The 23,942-nt window shown below is 53.0% G+C and carries 16 protein-coding genes; 6 read left to right on the top strand and 10 right to left on the bottom strand.

Annotated elements, in window-relative coordinates:
• Positions 1-262: 262 nt before the first annotated feature.
• A complete protein-coding gene (locus DCC81_RS06430; RefSeq protein WP_108685737.1) occupies positions 263-889 on the top strand; it encodes a tetratricopeptide repeat protein in 627 nt (208 codons plus the stop codon).
• On the opposite strand, the gene DCC81_RS06435 is transcribed toward DCC81_RS06430, so the two are convergent.
• From DCC81_RS06435 to DCC81_RS06445, 3 genes are all read right to left on the bottom strand, one after another.
• On the bottom strand, positions 886-3,255 hold the full coding sequence (locus DCC81_RS06435; RefSeq protein ID WP_108685738.1) for an ABC transporter permease: 2,370 nt from the start codon (positions 3,253-3,255) through the stop codon (positions 886-888). The two genes, DCC81_RS06430 and DCC81_RS06435, sit on opposite strands and share 4 nt — an antisense overlap.
• 186 nt (positions 3,256-3,441) lie before the next feature.
• Positions 3,442-3,729, bottom strand: coding sequence for a putative quinol monooxygenase (locus DCC81_RS06440; RefSeq protein ID WP_108685739.1), 288 nt, complete (start codon positions 3,727-3,729; stop codon positions 3,442-3,444).
• 21 nt (positions 3,730-3,750) lie between these two features.
• On the bottom strand, positions 3,751-4,362 hold the full coding sequence (locus tag DCC81_RS06445) for an NAD(P)H-dependent oxidoreductase (protein WP_108685740.1): 612 nt from the start codon (positions 4,360-4,362) through the stop codon (positions 3,751-3,753).
• Between the two features lie 100 nt (positions 4,363-4,462).
• On the opposite strand from DCC81_RS06445, the gene DCC81_RS06450 reads away from it, so the two are divergent.
• From DCC81_RS06450 to DCC81_RS06465, 4 genes are all read left to right on the top strand, one after another.
• The gene (locus DCC81_RS06450; RefSeq protein WP_108685741.1) at positions 4,463-5,365 is read left to right on the top strand and encodes a LysR family transcriptional regulator; all 903 of its coding nucleotides are present in this window, start codon (positions 4,463-4,465) and stop codon (positions 5,363-5,365) included.
• 659 nt (positions 5,366-6,024) lie between these two features.
• The gene (locus tag DCC81_RS06455) at positions 6,025-9,153 is read left to right on the top strand and encodes a SusC/RagA family TonB-linked outer membrane protein (RefSeq protein ID WP_108685742.1); all 3,129 of its coding nucleotides are present in this window, start codon (positions 6,025-6,027) and stop codon (positions 9,151-9,153) included.
• Positions 9,154-9,175: 22 nt separating this feature from the next.
• Positions 9,176-11,065, top strand: coding sequence for a RagB/SusD family nutrient uptake outer membrane protein (locus tag DCC81_RS06460; RefSeq protein ID WP_108685743.1), 1,890 nt, complete (start codon positions 9,176-9,178; stop codon positions 11,063-11,065).
• A 292-nt stretch (positions 11,066-11,357) separates the two neighbouring features.
• On the top strand, positions 11,358-11,972 hold the full coding sequence (locus DCC81_RS06465) for a hypothetical protein (protein WP_108685744.1): 615 nt from the start codon (positions 11,358-11,360) through the stop codon (positions 11,970-11,972).
• A 149-nt stretch (positions 11,973-12,121) separates the two neighbouring features.
• Here DCC81_RS06465 and DCC81_RS06470 read toward each other — a convergent pair whose 3' ends face one another.
• From DCC81_RS06470 to DCC81_RS06490, 5 genes are all read right to left on the bottom strand, one after another.
• Entirely contained in the window at positions 12,122-13,756 is a 1,635-nt protein-coding gene (locus DCC81_RS06470) for a SusD/RagB family nutrient-binding outer membrane lipoprotein (RefSeq protein ID WP_108686491.1), read from the bottom strand.
• A 24-nt stretch (positions 13,757-13,780) separates the two neighbouring features.
• On the bottom strand, positions 13,781-17,098 hold the full coding sequence (locus DCC81_RS06475) for a SusC/RagA family TonB-linked outer membrane protein (protein ID WP_108686492.1): 3,318 nt from the start codon (positions 17,096-17,098) through the stop codon (positions 13,781-13,783).
• A 416-nt stretch (positions 17,099-17,514) separates the two neighbouring features.
• The gene (locus DCC81_RS06480; protein ID WP_108685745.1) at positions 17,515-18,684 is read right to left on the bottom strand and encodes a FecR domain-containing protein; all 1,170 of its coding nucleotides are present in this window, start codon (positions 18,682-18,684) and stop codon (positions 17,515-17,517) included.
• 202 nt (positions 18,685-18,886) lie between these two features.
• Positions 18,887-19,468: an RNA polymerase sigma factor gene (locus DCC81_RS06485; RefSeq protein WP_165806460.1), complete on the bottom strand. Its 582-nt coding sequence runs from the start codon at positions 19,466-19,468 to the stop codon at positions 18,887-18,889.
• A 454-nt stretch (positions 19,469-19,922) separates the two neighbouring features.
• Positions 19,923-20,162, bottom strand: a complete 240-nt coding sequence (locus tag DCC81_RS06490) for a hypothetical protein (protein WP_133177570.1) — start codon at positions 20,160-20,162, stop codon at positions 19,923-19,925.
• A 66-nt stretch (positions 20,163-20,228) separates the two neighbouring features.
• Between DCC81_RS06490 and DCC81_RS06495 the strand changes: the two genes are divergently transcribed.
• Complete coding sequence (locus tag DCC81_RS06495; RefSeq protein WP_108685748.1) at positions 20,229-21,641, top strand: arylsulfatase; 1,413 nt, start codon at positions 20,229-20,231, stop codon at positions 21,639-21,641.
• Between the two features lie 90 nt (positions 21,642-21,731).
• Here the strand turns inward: DCC81_RS06495 and DCC81_RS06500 are convergent, their stop codons facing one another.
• Both DCC81_RS06500 and DCC81_RS06505 read right to left on the bottom strand, forming a co-directional pair.
• Positions 21,732-22,205, bottom strand: coding sequence for a glycine zipper domain-containing protein (locus tag DCC81_RS06500; protein ID WP_108686493.1), 474 nt, complete (start codon positions 22,203-22,205; stop codon positions 21,732-21,734).
• A 128-nt stretch (positions 22,206-22,333) separates the two neighbouring features.
• Positions 22,334-23,734 (bottom strand): MATE family efflux transporter, encoded by a 1,401-nt coding sequence (locus DCC81_RS06505; RefSeq protein ID WP_108685749.1) that lies wholly within the window; start codon positions 23,732-23,734, stop codon positions 22,334-22,336.
• Positions 23,735-23,942 lie beyond the last annotated feature (208 nt).

The raw sequence follows: 23,942 nt of genomic DNA on the forward strand, positions 1-23,942 counted from the left end.
TGAAATACTGCTTATCTCGCAAGCGCTGGTTTAACACTATAAAAATTTAACACAAGGCACTTTGCCGGGCTGAATAATTGCAATGCAGTACAGGTCGTACATTCCGGATAGCAGCCACAGTGGCGCAAAAGCTGGGCACGGTCACACCTAAAGGATAATCTTCAAAAGTTGCCGGAAATTTTATTTCTTTGACAAAAATCCGGCAGCGCAAACCCCTAGTGGGCTCTGCTTTGCCGGGTATCCCACATATACCTTATCGCCAATGCAACAACTGAGTAAGCAGGAACAGGAGCAGCGTTTTGAAGAAGGCTACCAGATTGCCTTTGACACCACGACCAAACGCCCCCGCTGGGACCGGGTAGTCCCGCTCTGGAAAGCTGCTGCCAATGCGGGACACGTGCGGGCACAGTTTTACCTGGGCACTTGTTATGATAACGGGTATTATGTATCGCAGGACGCTGCACAGGCCTACCGCTGGTTCTTCAAAGCCGCGAGGGCCGGGCATCGCGATGCACAATACAATGTGGCCATGTACTACCGCGATGGAGATGGTCCCGTGCGGGTGAACATGAAAGCCGCTGTACGCTGGTTTTGCCGTGCCGCCACCCAAGGAGTGTCTGATGCACAGCTAAATATGGGCTACGCCTGTTTTTACGGCGAAGGCATTCCCCAGGACAGGATCGCCGCCGTGGAATGGTACCGCCGCGCCGCCGCCCAGGGTAATGAAAAAGCCCTGTGCAACCTGGGCCTCTGCTACCGTGATGGCGCCGGCGTAACGCCCTCAAAACGCTGGGCGCGTTATTACTTTGAAAAGGCTATGCGCGCCGGTCACAAAGAGGCGAGGCTGTACCTGCAGCTGCTATACCGGAACAGGGGCGCAATTATTTAGTCTGCTTTCAGGCTCTTCACGGGATTGATCATGGCTGCGCGGATGCTCTGGAAACTTACAGTGATAAGCGTGATCACGATAATGCCACCGGCTGCCAGCAGGAACACGGCGGGGCTTACGTCAATGCGGAAAGCAAACCCATTCAGCCATTTGTTCATCATCCACCAGGCCAGCGGTGAAGCGATCAGCACGGAGATCAGCACCAGGCGCAGGAAATCTTTGGACAACAACATCACTACACCACTTACGGTTGCCCCCAGTACTTTGCGGATGCCAATTTCCTTATTACGTTTCTGTGCCGTGAAAGCCGCCAGCCCAAACAATCCCAGGCAGGAGATGAGGATAGCCAGGCCTGCGAAATAGCGGGAGAGGGTAGACACCTGTTGTTCTGATTTGTACAGCACCTGGAAGTTGTCATCCATGTATTTAAATTCAAACGGAAAACCCGGGTTGAACTTCGTATACAATTGCTGTATGCCTTCAATGGCCTGTTGTTCGTGACCTGGCTCCAGCTGCACCAGGAAGCGGTAGGTACTGCCTGGTGAGAGCATCATAAACAACGGATTGATCTTCTCATGCATGGATTCAAAATTGAAATCCTTCAGTACCCCAATGATCTGCACCTCCTGGTCCCAGAGCTTTACCGTTTTACCCACCGGGTCCTGGAGGCCCATGTAACGGATGGCCGCTTCGTTGAATACCAGCCTGGCCGTATCGCCTGCAAATGCGCGGGAAAAAGTGCGGCCTTCTTTTACCTGCATGCCAAGTGTTTCCGGCAGGTCATAATCAGCCTGCAGGATCTCAAATTCTGTTTTGTCGTTCGGATCGCGGCCAGGCCATTGCACCCCGTAAGTGCCGCCGGTATGGCCGGTAAGATTGTGAGACATGCTGGAGATATGTGCCACACCCGGCAGGTCCGCAGCGGCGGCTTCAAAGGCTTGCTGGGTGGCCAGGTCCCGGAGCTTGCCTTCTTTGAAGAAAGTGATCACGCGGGTACGGTCATAGCCCAGGTTGCGGGTTTGCAGGTAATGTAACTGCTGGTATACCACCAGCACGGAAATGATGAGGATCACAGAAAGACTGAACTGGAAGATCACCAGTCCTTTGCGCACAAAGGTTTCTCCCTTGGCACTGCGGGGCTCTCCTTTCAATACAATGGCAGGTTTGTAGCGGGCCAGGTACAGGGCAGGATAGCTGCCGGCCAGTAAGCCGGTGAGCACCGTGATCAGCAGGGTTACCTGTGCAAAGCCAGGTCCTACCTGCAGCAGGGACAGTGTTTTGCCGGTTACCTGGTTAAACAGGGGCAGCAGTGCCGCCGCCATTACCAGCGCTACGGCCAGGGAGAGGAAGGCCATCAGGGTAGATTCTCCCAGGTATTGCAGGATCAGCACACCACGGCTGGCGCCCACTGCTTTTTTAATACCCACTTCCCTGGCGCGGCCTGCAGCCTTGGCAGTGGCCAGGTTCATGAAATTAATGCACGCGATCAGCAATATAAAAATAGCGATAATAGAAAACAGCCGCACGTAATCAATGCGGCCACCATCCTGTTTGCCATCTGTAAAGTGGCCAAAAAGATACAGGTCTGAGTAATGGGCCAGGAAGGGTGTGCGGTGGGTTACCTTGCCTTCTGTATGTTGCTTCACAAAGTTGGCAAACTTGGCATTGAACTTTGCTACATCAGTACCGGGTTTCAGCGTTACAAACACATTGAGGTAAGTGCTGCCCCAGGCGCCCAGGGAACCATCCTTATCCCGTGACCGGTCTATGGAGATTACAAAATCAAATTTGTCTGATGAAATTTCATTATGATTTTTGAACACACCGGTCACCAGCATGTTCTCATTGCGGTTCAGCCGCAAGGTCTTGCCCACGGCTTGTGCGGGGTTGCCAAAGAGTTTGGCCGCGAGTTCGTCGGAGAGCACAATGCTTTGTTTATCTGCCAGCACATGCGGTGCATCGCCCCGCAGCAATTCATAAGAGAAGATGTTGAAGAAATCATTGCCGGCTTGTTTGCCATTGGCCCTCACAGGTTTTGCTTCGTCTACGGAAAGAATGTTTTCATCCGCGGGAATGGTGCTCACCGCTTTGTCTATCTCCGGCATTTCCTTGCGCAGTGCATCTTCCATGGGGCCGGAATTGCTTTTAGCTGTCCAGATCCCGTTGGACTTTACGCGGCGTTCCATTACCTGGTAGAGCCGTGCATCGTTTGCATGGAACTTATCAATGCGTTTCTCGTCATGTACCCAGAGATAAATGAGCAGGGCGCAACAGAGGCCGGTAGAAAGGCCAATGATATTGAGGAGGGTGAACTGGCGGTCCCTGAGCAGGTTGCGCCACATGTTCCGGAGGGTAAGTTTAAACATAGCAGACTGGATTACCGCGCTTACCGCGAAGGTAATGCCTGTTTTGAAGCAGATTGTACTTCAATAGTTTATACTTACAGGCCGCCGGTCCTGTGTCCGCTTTTGATACAGCTGTTGTCCGCTGGTGCCCGTATGGCAGAGGGGCCCCATGCAGGGGCCCTTTTTATTTTTATACCGTATTTCAGGTTAGATCAGATCTGTAAAATAGAGCGCTACCGGCTCCTGCAATAAAGCGGCGGCTTTGCTGCCAAAGTTTTGAAGATAAGGCTGTGCATTGTGAGCATCCAACCCTGCACGGTTTTCCCAGATCTCGTGAAAGACAAACAGGGAGGGATCTTCGCTGCCCTGGTGCAGGATGTACTGCAGGCAGGCCGGTTCTTTGCGGCTTTGCACCACCATGTCCTGCAGGATGGTTTTTACTTCGGCAACGTGTTCCGGTTTGCTTTTTACAACAGCGGTCAGATAAATGCGCATAAGGGTAAGTTTTAAATATGATCATGATGCCTGCGCAACAGGTTGCGGCAGGATTACTTTTTGAAGGTGTGCCAGGTAGCGGGCCACGTCGCGTTCCACCTGCGCGTTCTTTTCCACATCATGGAAGTGGATACCTTCCAGGGGTTGCATACCGGTAAAGGCATTCATGCGGTGGAAGCCAAAGAGCACGCCTTTGTCCACGGAGGTCTCTCCAAAGAATTCGCCCGGCAGGGTGAAGGCTTCTTCCGGTGCATTCCAGGTTGAATTTACCATGTATTTGCGCCCGTGCAGTTGCCCGCCGGTGCCGTAGTTGATGGCAGGGTTGCTGCGGTGGCGGCCATCACTATGATAGATGCCCCGGTTATGGCCGGCGGTGAACACCTCGTCAATGTACTGTTTTAATTTGTGTGGCACCTGGAACCACCACACCGGAAAGTTGTAGATAACGATATCCGCCCACACATATTTAGCCACCTCTTCTTCCGGAACATAATGCGCGGTATTACCCACCTTTATGGCAAAGCCCGGTTGCGATTCAAAATAGGCTACTGCGGCCTCGGTGAGTGTATTATTGAAACGGCCGCCGCTGTGTCCGAAAGGCTGGGCCCCGTTGATAATAAATATGTTTGTCATAGTTTTTTTTGTTTTTACGATGACAAAATTACTCCCGCCGAAGGTATCAGAGAAACAACATAATTCATAGCTTTGTATCAGAATAATAATAGTTACAGTTATGGTCAACCTGGAATGGTATCGCAGCTTTAAGGCTATTTACAAGACCGGCACGATCACGGGTGCTGCGGAGATGTTGTTCGTATCGCAGCCTGGCATCAGCCTGCATTTAAGTTCACTGGAAAATTATGTGGGTTATAAACTCTTTGACCGCACGGGCCGCAAGATGGTGCCCACGGAAAAAGGCAAGGTATTGTACAATGCCATCATTGATCCCCTGTCCAAGCTGGAAGATGCGGAAACCAGCTTCCAGCGCAGCACGGAGCAGCATACGCCTACTATCAGTGTGGGCATGTGTTTTGAAACTTTCCAGTATACCCTGGAGCAGTATGTAGCGGAGCTGCCTTTTAATATGATCATTTCTTTCGGCGAATACCCGGAAATGATAGAGAACCTGGACAAAGGTATCCTGGACCTGATCATCACGCCGCAAAAAAGCAGCTCGCCTAACCTGGACCACGAGCCCTTTTCGTCAGAGACCATTGTGCTGGTGGGGGGCACTAAAGTGGATGATATGGCTTTCCGCAAGCTGGTGCGCCGCAAAGACCTGTACCTGGCGGAGCAGTGGCTGAAGGAGCAGAAGTGGTATGGTACTACCGGTGATATGGAACACCTGATGCGCTTCTGGCAACTGAATTTTGGTAACCGTCCCAATTTCCGGCCTAACTATATTGTACCGAACCTGAACTCCATTGTACGTTGCCTGTGCAGTGGCGTAGGACTGGCCGTGGTGCCGGATTTCCTGTGCCGCAAGGAAGTAGAGGCCGGGCAGGTGAAAGTGATTTGGGAAGGCCGTACACCCCTGAAGAACACCCTTTATTTTGGCACCCGCAAGAAGCCGGCTTATCCCCAGGAAATAAACGTGCTCAAGAAATTATTCCGTGAAGTGATGGTGGAAATTTAACGGCAAGGCCCTGTAAATACGCTTAAAAACTACCGGTTTTCCGAAAACGATTTCGTAAATAAAGTCATGGAAAGTATTAGCGGTAAAGCGTAATAGCCATATTTTTGATCTGATTCCGGTTGTGGAAAAAACTATCAATCAAAATTGGGTTCGCTAAAAAATCGCAAGAAGACTGTCTAAAACTGAACTGGCATTAACGGATGTCGTACTGTATAAGCTTTTGCCTGGGAGTAAGCACTGTGACGTTTTAGCAAAGAAAAGGCATTGTCCCGTACTGAAGTATCGCCCGCAGAAATTCCACTCACGTTTTTGTATTTTGTGCTCACGTATATGAAAATTTAAACCAACGCAGTAAGGCTTTCATAGTTCAGCAAACTACCAACTAATAGTAGCGCATGCATGTTCGTTACTATTTTTTCTGCTATCAATTCCTTAGCTAAAAACAACAAGTAGAACAGACCATTTTACTAGACAATGCGCCCTTGGAGGCGTACAGGACCTTTATTGCCTTGCAAGGAATGGTCCCGGGAAACCCTTGTCCATGGCTGTTGCTGTCTAACCCGCTCTTGCGCGCCTTCCGGGGTGTGCGGGCTAACTATGTCATGCTATTTCTTAACACACAACATACAAAGCTAACAGTTAAATACCAATTCCCGATTATGACAAAACACATTACTTTACTCATCACCTGCTTACTGGTGAGCGTACTGACCTTCGGGCAGGACCGGCGGGTAGCAGGCTTGGTGAAAGACAATAAGGGTTCGGGCATTCCCGGCGCTTCCATTAAAGTGAAGGGCAGCAACAAAGGGGTAGTGGCCGACAAGGATGGCCACTTTGCCATCGAAGTGGGCGCAAATGCCACCCTGGTATTCAGTAGCATCGGTTATCTGCCGCAAGAGCAGCTGGTAGGCAGCCGCACTATGATCGATGTTACACTGGCGGAAGATAGCCGTCAACTTACGGATGTGGTAGTCGTAGGTTACGGCACCCGCCAGAAAAAAGATGTAACTGGCGCGGTAAGCAGCGTAAAAACAGCACAGCTGGAAATGGAACATCCCACCAGCGTTACGGACCAGATCCGCGGTAACATTCCCGGCATCTCCGTATCTATGAACACTTCCGCAAAAGGCGGTGGCACCGGTGACATGCTGGTACGTGGCAAAACCACGCTCACGGCCAACACCAGCCCTCTGATCGTACTGGATGGTGTGATCTATTACGGACAGCTGCAGGACATCAACCCCAATGACATCCAGTCTATCGACGTACTGAAAGACGCGAGTGCACTGGCAGTGTACGGCGCCAAAGCAGCTACCGGCGTAGTAGCTATCACTACCAAGAGAGGTAAAAGCGGTAAGCCCACTATCTCCCTGAACACCAACTGGGGCATAGCAGAACTGGAAAGCAACCAGCGCGTGTATGGCCCGCAGGGCTTCCTGGACTGGCGCGCAGATGTAATGCGCAGCACCAACACGAACAACCCTTACTGGCAATACTCCGACCCACGCCACCTGCCGGACAGCGTTTCTGTAGACGAGTGGATGGCCCGCACCAATGCCTCCGGCGACCCGGTGGAACAATGGCTGAGCCGTTTGGGCCTGGTAGCCAATGAAATTGCCAATTACAAAGCCGGCAAAACCATTGACTGGGCAAATGCCGTGTTCCGCAAGGGCCTGCGCCAGGACCACACGATCAGCCTTTCCGGCCGTAAAGATGAAACCGTGTACTACATGTCACTGAACTTCACGGATAATCAGAACCTGATCGAAGGCGGTGAATACAAGAACGTACGTGCACGCCTGAACCTGGAATCGGCTGCTACCAAGTGGCTGACCGTGGGCATGAACGTGCAGTTTGCCCGCCGCGACGAAGGTGCTATTGAAGCGGATTGGACCCAGATCACGAACAACTCTCCTTACGGTGATTTTTATGATACCACGGGCGCGCTGCGCAGGATTCCCACGGATGACGCGGGTCTGAACGCACGCAACCCCTTCCTGGATAATCATTACAACGACCGTATGAATATCCAGACCACGATCTTCACCAACCTGTTTGGCAAAGTGACCCTGCCCTTTGGTATCACCTACCAGGTAAACTTTACACCGGGCTTTGATGCATACCGCATCTTCAACCATGGCTCTGATGCCAACCCGAACGTAACCATCCCCGGTGGTACCGCTACCCGTGAAATGGAAGAGCGTTACACCTGGCAGGTGGATAACCTGCTGAAATGGAACCACACCTTTGCCAAAGTGCATAATGTAGACATCACGCTGCTGGCCAACGCTGAAAAATACCAGAGCTGGTATTCCTACATGTACAATGAAGGTTTCAACCCCAACGACCAGCTGGGCTGGCACAACATCGGTGCCGGTAACAACCCCTCTGAAAGCAGTGATGACCGCTACTATACCGGCGATGCGCTGATGGGCCGTTTGAACTATTCTTACAAAGACCGCTACCTGCTCACGGCTTCCGTACGCCGCGATGGTTACTCCGCATTTGGCCAGCGTTATCCCCGTGCTACTTTCCCGGCACTGGCACTGGGCTGGATATTCACCGAAGAACAGTTTGTGAAGAAACTGAACCTGGACTGGCTGAACTATGGTAAACTGCGTCTTTCTTATGGCGTGAACGGTAACCGCGACCTCCGTAACAGCGGTGGTACCGTGAATCCTTACGCAGCAGTAGCCACGGTAGCTACGGACAAATACCCGGTGATTGCCCCCGATGGTTCTGTGACCGCCGGCAGCCAGCTGTGGGTGAGCGTAATGGCAAACAAGGACCTGAAATGGGAACAGACAGAATCCTACAACATCGGCCTGGACCTGAGCCTGTTTGGTAACAGGCTGGATGCATCGTTTGATGCGTATTCCAAGAAGACCAACGACCTGCTGGTAAGCCGCAACCTGCCTGCTATGTCTGGTTTTGATAACGTAATGACCAACATTGGCGAGGTAGATAACAAAGGCTTTGAGATCAGCCTGTCCAGCCGCAATATCGTGGATGGACCTATTAAGTGGAACACCGGTGTGACCTTTGCGCTGAACCGCAACGAGATCAAACACCTTTACGGTCTTGCTCCCACCATGGATGACAAGGGTAATATCGTGATGAAGGAAAATAACGATACCAAGAACGGCTGGTTCATTGGTAAAGACATTGATGCCGTTTGGGATTACAGGATCAAGGGCGTATGGCAGAGCGACGAAGCGGCTACTGCAAAGCTGTACAATGCAGCTCCCGGCGACTTTAAGCTGGAGAAAATGGTGAACGATGGCCCCAACCAGTACAAGTACACCGACGCTGACAAGCAGTTCCTGGGCTCTAAAGCACCCCGCTTTACCTGGTCACTGCGCAATGAATTCAATATTTACAACAACTTTGATTTCTCTTTCCTGCTTACCTCCAACGTGGGCCAGTTGAAGGCTTTCAACCAGGCGAAGAACAGCCCGGGCAGCGTGGGTTTTGGCCGTTCCACTTCTTATGTAATGCCTTACTGGACACCTAATAACCCGATCAATGATTACGCCCGCCTGAATTCCGGTTTCAGCGGCACCAGCTTCACGGTGTACCGTAAGAATTCTTTCGTGCGCCTCAGCTCTATCTCACTGGGTTACAACCTGCCAAAATACCTGCTGCAAAGCGCCAGGATCCAGAACGTGAAAGTGTACGTGAACATGACCAATGCTTACGTGTATGCCCCCACCTGGAATTTCTGGGATCCGCAGAATGATGGACCTACACCGCGTTATATCACCGCAGGCCTGAACGTAACCTTTTAATTCCCGTAACAAGTAAGAGCATATGAAGACAAGAAACTTTAGATATATTTCCCTTTTCTGGTGTACCGCAGCATCCGCTGTGATGGTGACATCCAGCTGTAAAAAGGAATTCCTGGCGCCCAAGCCGCTGTCGTTCTTTACGCCAGACCAGACGTATAACTCACCGGCAGGTATGCAGTCTGCCCTGGAGACCCTCAACGCCAACCTGCGCGACGAGTTCTTTGGCGACTCTGCCCCGATGCTGACAGAATCCATCTTTTCCGATGTGGCCGTGGAAGGTACAACGGACAAGACCACGCCGGCGCAGGACCTCAACGTGCGCATCACGCCCACCGCAGAGCTTAACAATAACGACTATACGAAAGTACGCTGGTACTGGATCCAGTGGTACAAGGGTATCCGGTATGCCAATACCATCATTGCACGTATTAACAACGTGAAATGGGACAGCGATGCACAAAAGAACCAGGTGCTGGGTGCTGCTTATTTTCACCGTGCCTACCGCTACTACCGCCTGGTGCATGAATTTGGTGATGTGCCCTGCATCCTGAAAGAAGAAACCGCGCCGAACGTGGCTTATCACACCGTAAAGCGTGAAGTGATCCTGAAGCAAATGAAAGCTGACCTGGAGCAGGCGGAAAAGATGACCTCCAACACCGTGGCAAAAGGTGAAGTGACCAGTGGCGCTGTCAGCCACCTGCTGGCCAAGGTAGACCTGGCCCTGGGTCTGTTTGATGATGCCATCGCCGCAGCCAGCCACGCTATTGACGGCAGCCCCTTTAAACTGATGACCCAGCGCTTTGGCAGCACCGCCGGCGATGCCACCAGGAATGTGATCTGGGACCTGCACCGCCCGGACTCCAAAGCTGCCGGTAACAATACGGAAGTACTGTACCTGGTACTGGACCGGGAAAGCCTTTCCAGCGCAGTACAATATGGCTCCCAACTGATGCGTAACTGCACGCCTTTCTACGCCCTGGCAAACACCATCCTTACACCCGGTAAAAGAAAGACCGGTATCACGGATGCCGTATCCGCGGAGTTCCCGCTTACCCTCTGGTATGGCCGTGGCATTGGCCGCTACCGCGGTACCTGGTATTCTACCCATGACATCTGGACAGACAATACAGACCTGCGTCATGCACCGGGCAACTGGATGAATATGACAGACCTGGTGTATAACAACCCCGGCCTGAAAGACGCTACCAAAGGTGATCCGGACTGGTATGGCAAGAACCTGGAACAGTTTACGAAAGACAACGTAACCTCCCGCTTCCTCAACGGTGCACGTGATACCATCCGCTGCTGGTTTGGCTGGCCGCATTACAAAGTGTTTATCGGCAACGGTAAAACTGCTGCAGACAAGTGGTGGTCACCTCCCAGAGGTACTAACACGGACTGGTATGTATTCCGCCTGGCAGAAACTTACCTGATCCGTGCAGAGGCATACGTGTGGAAAGGCCAGCAGGCCCTGGCTATGGCAGACATCAACCAGGTACGCGCCCGCGCCCAGGCGGAGTTGCTGAAAGATGCTTCGCAGGTGGATATCGGCACCGTACTGGACGAACGTGCCCGCGAGCTGTATTGGGAAGAAGCCCGCAAGACAGAATTGACCCGTATTGCTTACATCTTTGCGCAAACCGGTAAAGCTGCACCCAATGGCAAGACTTATTCCCTGGCCAATTTCTCCACCAATAACTATTTCTACGATCGCATCATGGAGAAGAATGACTTCTACAACAAGGGTGTGATCACCAACTCCGGCAACTACTTTACCATGTCGCCCTATCACGTACTGTGGCCTATCCCTGACGCGGATATCAAGCTGAACATCGAATGGCACATGAACCAGAACCTGGGCTATGCGGGATCAGAAACCAACATCCCCGCAGATGACCAGATCACCCAATAAGTCGATGTACATCGCTTCATAACATGCAATAAGCGACAACCGGGAATTTTCATTCCCCGGTTTCACAAGAGCCGGACCTCCGATGGGAGGACCGGCTTTTTGTTTTATACAACGTACGGCGTACAGCGTACAACGTACAACGTACAACGTACAGCGTACAACGTACAGCGTACAATGTATCGCGTATCGTATGACATGTTACCGCCAGCGTGCTTTTTAAAAAAATGGTACGTTGTACGTTGTACGCTGTACATTGTACAATTTCACTACATTTGACCCTAAACCATTTACAATGGAAAACAGCGCGATCCGCTTCTGGCAATGGTTTGAGGCGCATCACAGCGGCTACCTCTTCCTGAGTGACGTGGAGCCGTATGTAAAGGAAAAACTGATGGATGAGCTGATGGCGGAATTGCATCGCTACCATCCCAAACTATATTTTGAAACCGGGATAAGGGAAAATGATGTGCCGGAGCTGATCATCACTGCAGAGGGCAAGAGTGACTATTTTGAAGATGTGGAATACCTGGTGGCCCGTGCGCCCAAAATAGCCAACTGGAAATTTACGGCCTTCATCCAGCCCCAGGGCGTGGAGTTTACCATGCAGTGGGATGATGTAACGCTGGAGCCTAAATCCGTCTGGTTCCTGCCATTGACCCATACAGAAAATATTAACCACACCGGCATCCGCGTGTACCTGCCTAATTATGATGAAGTGCGCGACAAAGAGAACCTGCTCTCCGCGGTGTACAAAATGCTGGACACCGTGATCGGTGAAAGATCCTTTGCCCTGGACATCCAGTACGTAGACGCCGCCGCACTGCCAGAAGACCCCGAAGGGGAAGGCCTGTTTGAGCTTTGGGAGCTGCCGCAATACCTGGCGTGGAAGAAGAAGTCACTGGCGTAAAAGCATTTTCAATTTCCAACATCAAGGGCGTTTCAATTTTCCGGGTTCAGGGAAATTGAAACGCCTTGCCATTGAATGCCAAAACAGTTACCCCCAAAAAAAAGAGGCCGCCCAAAGGCAGCCTCTCCATATAGCAGGTTCCATTATCATTATTTCCCGGTATCCCACCACAGGCGGGTACCGCCATTGTCGGGCTTACCGTTGCCAAGCAGGGTAATGGCTTTCTGTACTTCCGCGCCATTGGTGTTGTATTCCTGTTGCGGGAAGGGCAGGCGACGGATCTGGATGGTACCGTCTATCGTACCACCGCTGTTATTGTTCACCACGGGGAACAGTTTCGGGTAGCCCGTGCGGCGGAACTCTGTCCACGCTTCCTGTCCTTCGGGGAACATGGCGATCCATTTCTGCGTGATCACGCGTTCCAGTTTCACCGCATCTGTTGCAGCATCACTCCAGGCGATGGTGGTGTTGGTCAGGCTGTCGTGATCATTTTTCTTGTTCTTCGGATCGTGATAAGAAGCGGGTTTGCTGGAGGCATCGGTGATGTAAGCGCCGGGTGCTACATTCCACTGGGACATGGACGTAGTGATGCCTGCTTCATAGAGCGACTGTGCGCTGCCATTGACATTGGACCAGTTTTTCAGCGCAGCTTCTGCACGCAGGAAGTATACTTCCGCAGCGGTCATCAGCGTCACATTGGATTTCAGGCCAAAGCTGGATGCACTCACAGAAGCGTAGTTCTGGTAGTCTCCTTTCACATTGGCAGAAGTGATGGAGCCAATGCGGATACCTTCATAGGCCGGTGCAAAAGAACCGTCAGTGCTCTTGTCCATATAACGGGAAATGCGCGGGTCCTTGTAACCGGTCATGTAAGTGGCAATGGCCGCGTTGATGCGGATATCCGCCCAGTTGATGGAGATGAAGGCCAGGGGATTGGACAGGCCGCCATCCGTGGTGGGCAGGCTGAAATTGTCCGCATTGGTGGTGATCAGACCGCCGCTGGCAGGCGCCATGGCCAGTTCACCCTGTTGCTTGGCGGTGACAGGATCCACGTTGGAAATGTGGATAGCCAGGCGCAGGCGCAGGGAGTTGGCAAAGTGCAGCCACTGCGTCATGTTACCATTGTAGTTCGTAGCGTCATACTTTGTGGAAGAGAATGGGTAAGAACCGTTGCTGGCAATGAAGTCGCGGAATGCGGCAGTAGCGGTGTCCAGCTGGCGGAAGAACAGGTTGTATACATCCTGTTGTGAATCGTAAGGGATGCCGGTTTTAGCGGTACCAGCCTTGCTGTAAGGAATGGGCCCGTAAATATCTGTGATGCGGCTCATGGCTTCTACCTGCGTAGTGAGCGCAATGGCCCATACCGCGGGGTATTGTTTGTCCACGCCCAGGCTGCGCAGGGTAGCGATGTTGGACATCACGTTCAGGTAGCCTACTTTAAAAGCTTCCCCGTTCCAGCCGGTCACCAGGAAATAGTTCAGGTTATTCTGGCCACCGTTAAACGGTGTGGCAGACATCAGGTAGCCGGAAAAGCAGTCTGCCGCCAGGTTTTGCTGCAGCTGGAAAGAGTTGGGGTCTCCACCGCCGGCAAAGTTATAAATAGAACGCTGTGCATAACGCAGCAGGGTCAGTTTGTTGAAGTCCGGGTCCAGTTGTCCGTTGGATACGCCGGTATTGTCAGTGTTGTAAAGATCAAAGTTCTTCGTGCATGCGCCCAGGCCCAGTGTCAGTGCCGTAAGTCCTATCAGGCTGGCCCGGTTCATTGCTTTATGGAAAATTTTCATGGCGATCATTTTTGTCAGTAAAGATTAGAAAGTGGCATTCACAGAGAGACCGTAGTTACGTACAGCAGGCTGCATGAATACGTCTACCCCTCCCAGTCCGTTGGCAGTGCTCATGGTCATTTCAGGATCAAACGGCGCTTTCTTGTAGAAGTACAGCAGGTTGCGGCCAATGGCAGATACCTTCAGGGCTTTTACAAAACTGTGCTGGAAGGGAACGGAGTAACCCAGGGATGCTTCGCGCAGGCGCACCGTGGTAGCGCTGTAAATGTATTGGGAAGAAGCACCGTTACGGCCGCCTACCGTGTTATACCAGGTCTGCGGATCTACGCTGGTCACTGCATTGTTGTTTTCATCCACGCCATTGATCTTCACGCCACCCGCGTCACGCGCAGCACCGGAGGCGGCAGATACGCCGTATTGGTCCATGATGGACTGGGTGAGGGAAAGTACCTGGCCACCAAACTTACCGTCTACCAGCAGGGAGAGGTTGAAGTTCTTGTATACAAAGTTGTTGTTCCAGCCCAGTTGCCATTTCGTGTTGGAGTTGCCGATCTTGATCAGGTCACCGCTGGTGAGCTGGGGCGCACCGCCTTTCAGCATTACGCGGCCCTGCGCATCTTTCTGGACGCCCACGCCGTAGATATCGCCATAAGAGCCACCCACCTTGAACTGGGATGCGTAGTTAGCGCCAGACTGGCCGCTCAGTACGAACAGGTCTACTTTGGGAGACAGGGAGATGATCTTATTCTGGTTGGTAGAGAAGTTGAAACCAGTGTTCCAGGTGAAGGCCTTGTCGCGGATCACATCGTATTTCACTACCGCTTCTATACCCTGGTTCTGGATGTTGCCGGCGTTGATGAAATAGTTGTCGTAATAAGTGGCCTGGCTTGCCTGGATCTTGATGGTCTGGTTCGTGGTGTTGGTCTTGTAGTAAGTCACATCAGCACTCAGGCGGCTGTCGAAGAAGCGCCATTCTGTACCAAATTCCAGTGACTTTGTTTTTTCCGGCACCAGTTCATTGAAAGGCGCGGTAGTGTTTACCGTGAGGCTGTTGGTCCAGTAGTTCTGGGCCGCATTGCTCTGGTAGGCCAGGGGCGCATTACCCACTACAGCATAAGAACCACGCACCTTTGCAAAGGTGATCACTTCCGGCAGCTTAAATACCTGGGAGAGGATGGCGTTCAAACCTACAGAAGGGTAGAAGTAGTGCTCATGGCTGGTGTAAGCCAGTGCGGAAGACCAGTCCTGGCGGCCGGTGAGGTCCAGGAACAACCAGTCACGGAAGGAAAGGTTTACGCTGGCAAATACAGACTGTGTCTGTACGTGCTGTTCCGGTAAAGTGGCAGACACATTCGGGTCCAGGCCGCTCATGTTCTGCAGGGTAAAGATGTTCGGGTATTTCAGGCTGTCAATGCCGGTGCTGCCCAGCTTAAAGCCATCATACTTGGTATCCAGGATACTGGTACCGGCTACACCGGTCAGCTTAAAGTCCTTGCCGATCGGGAGGTTGATGTTGGCGAGGAAGTCGCCGTACATCTGGGTAGAGGTCTGGTTGTTCACGTTGAAAGTACCGTTGCGGTGTGAGAGCACGGCGATGGTACCTGCGTATACATCCTGCTCGTATTTATCCGCAATGCGGTCAATGCTTCCACGGGCAGAGAAGTTCAGCCACTTGTTCACATCATATTTCAGGTTGGCATTGGCCAGCACGCGGTTGCGGGTCAGGCTGTTGATGTTGCGGTTCACGATCCACCAGGGGTTCTGCTGGATGTCTTCATTGAAAGGCCAGTTCTGCACCATCAGGTTGTTGCGGGTAGCGTCGGGCAGTTCAAATTTGTCTTTGAACTGCAGCAGGTTCTGTCCGCGGGGGAAGAGGTACAAACCGGTGAGGGCATTGTAGTAGAAGCCCGCCAGCGGCGTGTTGTCAATGGTCTGGGTCATGTAGTTCACATCGCCGGTGGCGGTCAGCTTATCATTGAGGAAGTGACCGGTTTCCTTGAAGGTGATGTTGTTGCGGCCCAGTTTATTGGTGGGCTCAATACCGTTTGCACTGGTATTGGCATAAGAAAAATAAGTCTGGTTCTTTTCATTACCGCCGGAGAGGCTGATGGAGTTGGTCCAGTTGTAACCGGTGCGGTAAAAGTCGTCCAGGTTGTCATGCGCACCATTGATCTTGCTGCCCCAGCTCTGGGTGTTGTAATCGCTGGAGGGATCGGTGGGGGCAGACATGCCATAGTTGTTCTGGAACTTGGGCTTCATGGCCACAGAGCTAAGCTGGAAGCCGGAAGACAGGTTCACGGTAGATTTGCCGGCTTTACCGCTCTTGGTGGTGATGATGATCACCCCGTTTGCACCCTGGCTGCCGTAGAGGGCAGAGGCAGAGGCGCCTTTCAGTACGGAAATGCTTTCAATATCGTCCGGGTTCAGGTTGGAGATCGGGTCTCCGCCATCGTATGCGGTGCTGCCACCGTAAATGCTGCCGGGCTGTGTGGGCTGGGAGCTGGTAAGGTTGTTCATCGGCACCCCGTCTATCACGTACAGCGCCTGGTTGGAGCCCAGGCCGGATTTGGAGCCACGCAGTACTACCTTGGCAGAACCGCCTACGCCGGAACCGCTGGTGGAAATGGTCAGACCGGCCACTTTGCCATTCAGGGTGTTGATCAGGTTCGGGTCCTTGGCCTTTACCAGTTCTTCACCGCCCAGCTGCTGGGTGGCATAGGTGATGGTCTTTTCCTGGCGGCGTACACCCAGCGCCGTTACCACTACGGCGGTAAGCTGGTTGTCAGACTGCTTCATGGTGATGGTCAGCGGCGCATCGCCGGTGATGGTCACAGACTGCGGATCGTAGCCCAGGTAGCTGAAGGTGAGCACGTCGCCGGCATTGGCCTGGATGGAGAAGGCGCCGGTTTCGTTAGTCAGCAGGCCGCGGGTAGTGCCTTTCACCTGTACGGCTACGCCGATCAGGGGATTGCCCTGGCCGTCCACTACCTTGCCGGTGATGGTAAGTGCCGGAGCAACCGTGTTTGCCGCCGCGGCCTTAGGCTGTGGGCGCACACTGATGACGATGGTCTTATCCACAATGCTGTAGGTAAGGGCGTTGTTGCCGGCCAGGCAGGCATTGAGCACCTGGGCCAGGGGAGCGGCTTTCACATCAATATTGATGGGGGCAGCGTGCTTCACCACCTGTGCATCGTACACAAATTCATAGCCGGTCTGGCGGCTGATGTTGTTAAACGCCTCGTACAGCGACAGGCGCTGCGCCTTGAGGGTCACGGTTTGGGAGAATGTCTTGGCGCTCAGGTTCAGGGAGAATACCAAAGTCAATACTGCAGTTAATCGCATAATCAACAATAATTTTCCGGGCATACGGCGGGCGTTACCCCGGGCTTTGCGGGTATCAAGTAGTTCCATACTTTTGTTCATGTTGGCTTAATAATTCAATTTTCTGTCTAGTCAAGGGAATTGGGTACGCTAACGGTCCGCCGGGAGTGTTCCAGCACTTCCGGCTTTTTTATGTACCCCTGAGTGGAATTACGTTTTCATAACCGTTGTTTAGGGTGAGTAATGTCCTTCCGGGCCGTGGTGGTATACACGGCGGCGGAAGCAGTTCTTATTTGTGGATTTGATCTGTTCAGACCTTTTCTTCTTTTGACCTTTTCTTAATTACCGGTTGTTGACTCTTTTTACTTTTTTTTTTAAAGACTGGTTTAGTGTTGTTGTAACCTTTTATGTGTATTGGTAATAGCGTATCAGCGTTGTTATAGTGCGTTTACCGGTATTACGGTAATGGTGTTATTGGCAATCTCAAAACGTACGCTGTGCGTGGCTTCCAGGATGCGCAACAGTTCCGGTGCGTTCTGGCGCCGGGAGATCAGCCCGGAGAAAGCCAGGTTGGAAACGTCGCCCTGGTATTGCACTTCCACATCGTACCAGCGTGCCACCTGGCGCATGATGGTCTGTATGTTGGTGTCGCGGAAGCGGAACTTCCCATCTTTCCAGGCCAGGGCCTGGTCCAGGTCTGCCTTTGCCACTGTGATCTGGTCCGCATTGGAGCTTACACTGGCGTTGTAGCCAGGTTGCAGTACCTGGGTGCGGGCATTATGCTGCACCTGTACCGCGCCCGATTCCAGGGTGGTAGTGATGGCTTTTTCATCCGTGTAAGCCATTACATTGAAGCTGGTGCCCAGCACATGCACCTGCAGGTCTGGCCTGCCGGCAATGTTTACGCGGAAAGGCTGGCTGGCCTTGGGGGCCACCTGGAAGTAAGCTTCCCCGCTGATCTCCACCAGGCGTTCATTGCCGTTGAAGGCCGTGGGGAAACGGATGCTGCTGGCGGCATTGAGCCACACTTTGCTGCCGTCTGCCAGGGTAAGCTGGTATTGGCCGCCCCGGGGGGTGGCCACCGTATTGTATAACACTGCCTCGGTGCTTCCGGTTGTATGGTAGGTAAGTCCCTGCCCGTTATTACTGATGATGGCATTGCCCTGCTGTCCCAAAGCCCCGCTGTGCAAGCTGTCCAGCGGAATGCGGCTGCCATCTGCCAGGGTTAGCATGGCCCGGTTAGTCCCGGGGGTGATGGCGTGGGGCTTTGCAGGTACCACCTGGGCAGTGGTAGGCGTTTTATGCCCCTGGAGCCACCAGTCTCCTGCCAGCAGGCAGGCGCCCGTGAGTGCCGCTGCGGCCCAGTACCAGCCCTTACGCAGGCGCCGGGGAGGCGTTTGCAGGATATGCTGCAGCACGGCCTCGGCCTCCGTCCTGTCCCACTCGGAGGGCACCGGCGCCTGGCGCAGGGCCTCCAGGATGTCGGCCTCCACCAGCTCCCGGTAGGCGCCGGTAGCTACTGCGGCTTGCAGTAGCTCCAGCTCCTCCGCCGAGATCCGGTCCTGTTTAAACTTGTCGAGCAATTCCTTTAAAGTGGCAGTGGTCATAGAAGGCAAATGGTATAATAGTATTAAAGACGACGCTGGAAAGGGAAAGGAGTATCCAATGTTAAAAAATTTAAAATTTTTTTTGACGAGGGGGAAGTTTGGCTGGCGGAATGGGTAAGAGCTGCCTGCAGGGAAAGGGGGAACAGGTCATTTCCCGGGGGAAACAGGGGGCGATCCCCAGGACATTAAATCGTTTTAGCTGCTACTTCAAAAAAAAGTGCACCATTACCATTACCGCCGGCAGCATCTGCGCTTTCACAAATGCACGCACAAAATGCGCGGCCAGTTGCCATTGTTTTTTTACGGTGTGGATGGAAATATTCAGGCGTTGGGAGATCTCTTCGTTGCTGTAACCCTGGGCGCGTTCCTGGTAAACCTTCTTGCGGGCGGGGGGGAGTTGGGAAATGGCGGTGTCCAGGAGTTTTTCGTATTCGTGGCGGAGCAGGCGCTGGTCAGTATCGTTGCTGGCAGCCGGTTGTTGCTGCAGGAGCAGGTCCTGGGCCTTCAGGCGGACCAGCTTTTTTTTAAAGCTGTCGTAAATGTGATTACGGGTTAGTATAAAAAGATAATCGTCAAAACGGAGCACGGTTTCCATTTCTTCCTTGCGCAGCCAGATCTTCAGGAACACCTCCTGCACGATCTCCCGCGCCAGGCTTGCGTCTTTCACATACATCAGCGCCACGGCATGTACATGCGGGCCGTAATGATGGAAAAGCCGGGTGTAAGCCTCCGCGTCGCCGGTGGCTACCTGCTTCAGCAAGTAATGCTCGTCTGCTAGTGACACGTTTGACAATCCGTTAGAAATTTAGGAACCACTTTAAAATTAGTAACAAAAGTATAATTAGCCGGGTACTTGAAAAAATAAAAAACTTTTATTACTGTGGGCGGTTCAGGTAAATATTGTTTGGGTGAATGGGTACTTGATAAATATCCAGGGGACGGTTCGGGGAACAGGCCAGGTCAATATTGTTTACTGGCATAGGTACGATAAATACTCCTCCCAAGGGGCAACGCAGTTAAATATTGCACAGGGGAATAGGTATCCAGGAAATCTCATCTCCGCCGAAAACGGCTCCACAATATCGCCGCAGGTATGCCGAAAAAGAGCGCCATGCCCAGGAGCAGGCGGAAAAACGACCCTGCTTCCGGCAGTTGGGGGTGCAGGTAAAGCCAGGCCGCCCCGGCACAGCAACCCACAAAGCAGGCGGTAAATAAAAAGGTGAGTAACATTTTCCGGTTCATCGTGGGGGATGTGGCGCTGTTTTCAGTTCCCGGCGCAGGGCCAGTGCCGCGCAAATGGCCACCAGCAGCATGGCAAAAGGCTGTATACAGGTAATGATGGTCAGTACACGGTGCTTGTTGCCCGCCGCCAGCTGCCCCTGGCCAATGGCCTTCAGGGCCAGGTACACGCCTGTGCCGCACAGGAATATGCCGAATAACCCTAAGACAGCCAGTATAATGCGATAAACGATCTTCATAAAATGCGGCATCAATATTACTCATTTTAAAAAATGCAGGGGAAGAATTTTTAACTTAGAAAAACGATGCGCAAAATATTCCTGTTGGCCGCCATGTTATGTGCCCAACTGCTGTCTGCCCAGCAGCGGCCCAATATTGTTTTTATCCTGGCAGATGACCTGGGATATGGGGATGTGAGTGTGAACGGGCAAACCCGTTTCACCACCCCGCATATTGACCAACTGGCGGCGGAGGGCATGCGCTTTACCCAGTTTTACGCCGGCACCTCCGTGTGTGCACCTTCCCGCGCCTCGCTGATGACCGGCTTTCATACCGGGCATACTTTTATCCGGGGCAATAAGGAAATAGCACCTGAGGGCCAGCAACCCATTGCCGATTCCGTGCTTACCGTCCTGGAAGTGTTGCAACAGGCCGGCTACACTACCGGCGTGTTTGGCAAGTGGGCACTAGGTCCGCCAGGTTCCGAGGGCGATCCCCTGAGACAAGGCGTAAATGAGTTCTACGGGTACAATTGCCAGCGCCAGGCCCACCGCTATTATCCCACGCACTTATGGCAAAACGATGTAAAAGTGGAGTTGCCGGGCAATGCAGCGCTTTCGGCTACCGGCACCTATTCCCCGGATCTCATCCATGCCAAAGCCCTCGCCTTCATGCAGGCCCACCGGAACCAGCCCTTTGCCGTGTTCCTTACGTATACCTTGCCCCATGCAGAGTTGCTGGTGCCGGACGACAGCATTTTCCAGCGCTTCAAAGGCCGTTATCCTGAGCACCCTTACAAAGGTAATGATTATGGGAAAGGTGCCACTGTGGCTGGCTATACATCGCAGGCCTACCCGCGCGCCACCTTTGCGGCCATGATCACCCGTCTGGACCTGTTTGTGGGCCAGGTAATGGATCAGTTAAAGGCATTGGGCCTGGATAAAAACACCATCGTGATCTTCAGCAGTGACAATGGCCCGCACGTGGAAGGGGGTGCAGACCCGGCTTTCTTTCACAGTGCCGGCCCGTTCCGCGGTGTAAAACGTGATCTGTATGAAGGCGGCATCCGCGAGCCTTTCTTTGTACGCTGGCCGGGCCACGTGGCAGCACACCGCCAAAGTGATTTTGTGGGCGGCTTCTGGGATGTGATGCCTACCCTGGCCCAGCTGGCCGGTGCAGCGCCGCCCGCACACACGGATGGTATTTCTATTGTGCCGTCACTTTTGGGGAAAGGCCGGCAGCCCGTGCATGATTTCCTGTATTGGGAGTTTCATGAAGATGGCGGCCGCCAGGCGGTACGGCAGGGCCGCTGGAAGGCCGTGCGCCTGGATGCTATTGCGCACCCGGATAACCCGGTGGAGCTTTATGACCTGCAAAATGATCCTGGGGAGAAAAAGAATATCGCCGCCACCCACCCGGATATTGCGCAGCGTTTGTCCGGTTTGATGGCAGCCTCGCATGTGGAGTCGCCATTGTTTCCTTTTCATCCCCGGCCTTAATGGCCGCCTGCAACCATGCACCAGCGCAAAAAAAGCGCCCCCTTCCCGGAGGCGCCTATGTTGCGAAATGATGGCTGGAGATAAAAGTACTTACTGCTGCTGTTGCTGCTGCGCTTTTTTCTTTTTGCTGTGGTCCACGATAGCACCGGTACCGGCACCAATACCACCACCGATCAATGTACCGATGGCTGCACCTTTAAGGTGGTCCGGGTTTACAATGGCACCCGTGATGGCGCCCGCACCGGCACCTACTACAGCGCCTTTAGCGGTGTGGCTCCAGCCCTTTTTGGCCGGGGCGGTTGCCGGGGCGGAAGTGGTAGCAGGAGCGGCCGCGGGGGCAGCATTGCTGCTATATGCGGGGGCGCTGTTATAAGAATGGTGATGTTCAGCGCGCACTGCATTCATAGAATCAATCGTGGCAGCCTTTGCTGCATTGATCGCGTTCATGGAATCGATCGTTGCCTGTTTTTCCTCGCCAACGGAGGAGGCAGTATTATCGCCGGAGTTACCCTTACAGGAGAAGAAAACCACGGCTGTTGTCATTGCTATCAATATCTGTTTCATGGCCAAATGTTTTTAGAATAATCTCGCAACCTTCCTGTTCTAAAATTATGCCAGTTGAATAATTTACCGCCTAAATGGCTGGTTTAAAAGGATCTAGAATTAATGTATAGCCTGCGCTTTACCAGGCATTACACTTTCACCGTCTTCCATTTTCCTTTACTGAACACATACCAGGCTATCAGGGCTATCATGGTCTCTGCCACCGGGATGGCAATGAACGCACCGGTGGCACGCAGGTGGGCGCCGGTTGCCATCGTGTAGGCAAAGGGGATCTGGAACAGCCAGAAGCAGCAGAAATTAATGATGGTAGGAGTACGGGTATCGCCGGCTCCGTTCAGCGCCTGGCTCATCACCATACCAATGCCATAAAAAATATAGCCGGCACCCATGATGCGCAGTGCCCTGGCACCGTAAGCCTGCACGGCCGCATCGCCGGTGAAGAAACGGATGATGAACTGGGAGCCGAACAGGAACAACAACATGACGCAGCCCATGAACACCGCATTGTAGCGGGCCGTGAGCATTACACTTTTTTCCGCGCGCGCTACCTGTTGTGCGCCCAGGTTTTGCCCAACCAGTGTAGCGGCTGCATTGCTCAGGCCCCAGGCGGGCAAAATGAAAAACACCATGTTGCGGATGGCGATCTGGTAACCTGCAGATGCGTCTGTGCCGCCGGTTTCCGCCACCAGGCGGGCCAGGAAGATCCAACTGCCACTGCCGATGAGAAACTGCAATGTGGCCGGCCAGGCTACTTTAAAAATAGCGGCGATCTGGGGTTTGTCGATGTCAAAGTGGGCCCAGGTAAAACGCAGGCTGCTGCCCTTGCCCGTTACCAGGTGATAGAGCTGGTACAACACACCGGTGGTGCGGCCTATTACAGTGGCCATTGCCGCGCCCTTCAGGCCCATGAAATGAATGAAGATGGGGCAGAGGATGATGTTCGTAAAACTGGCTATCCACAGGCTTTTCATGGCCATGGCCGCATTGCCCGCGCCCCTGAAAATACCATTGATCAGGAACAGCAGAATGATCACCAGGCTGCCGCCAAAAATGATGCGCGTGAAAATAGCACCCTCCTGCACCACGGCCGGGCTGCCTCCCATGAAATGCAGGATCTCCGGGGCCAGCCACACACCGGCTACACTGATCAAAATAGTACATACACCGGCAATCAACAGGGACTGCGCACCCGCATGCGCCGCGGCCACCGGATTTTTTTCACCGATGCGCCGCGCCACAATGGCGCCTGCGCCGGTGCTGAGGCCTATGGCAATGGAATACACGATAGCCACTACAGATTCTGTGAGGCCCACGGTGGCAATGGCATCGGGCCCCAGCTTGCCTACAAAGAACATGTCTACGATGGCAAACACGCTTTCCATGCTTAGCTCCAGGATCATGGGAATGGCCAGCAGGAACACGGCCCGCCGTATGCTGCCCTGGGTATAATCCTGCTCCTCCCCATTCAATGACTGGCGGATGATGGAAAAAATATTACGGATGGAATGGCGCGTAGCAGGAGTTGTCATTTGTTAAAAAAGTAAAGTGGTAAGTGATAAAATGCGATACAGTAACCGGCGGGAAAACAGTGGTGTACATAGCCTGAAAATTTTAAAGGTGAGTGGAACAGGTTGTGGTAAGGTCACAAAGATAGCATATAGGAAACAGCGGCAGGCGGGTTGCCTGTGCCAATTTGCAGGGGAATTTGGGCAAATTATCCAGTGCGCACAGGCACCT

It is taken from the genome of Chitinophaga parva (assembly GCF_003071345.1).
Taxonomy (GTDB): Bacteria; Bacteroidota; Bacteroidia; order Chitinophagales; family Chitinophagaceae; genus Chitinophaga; species Chitinophaga parva.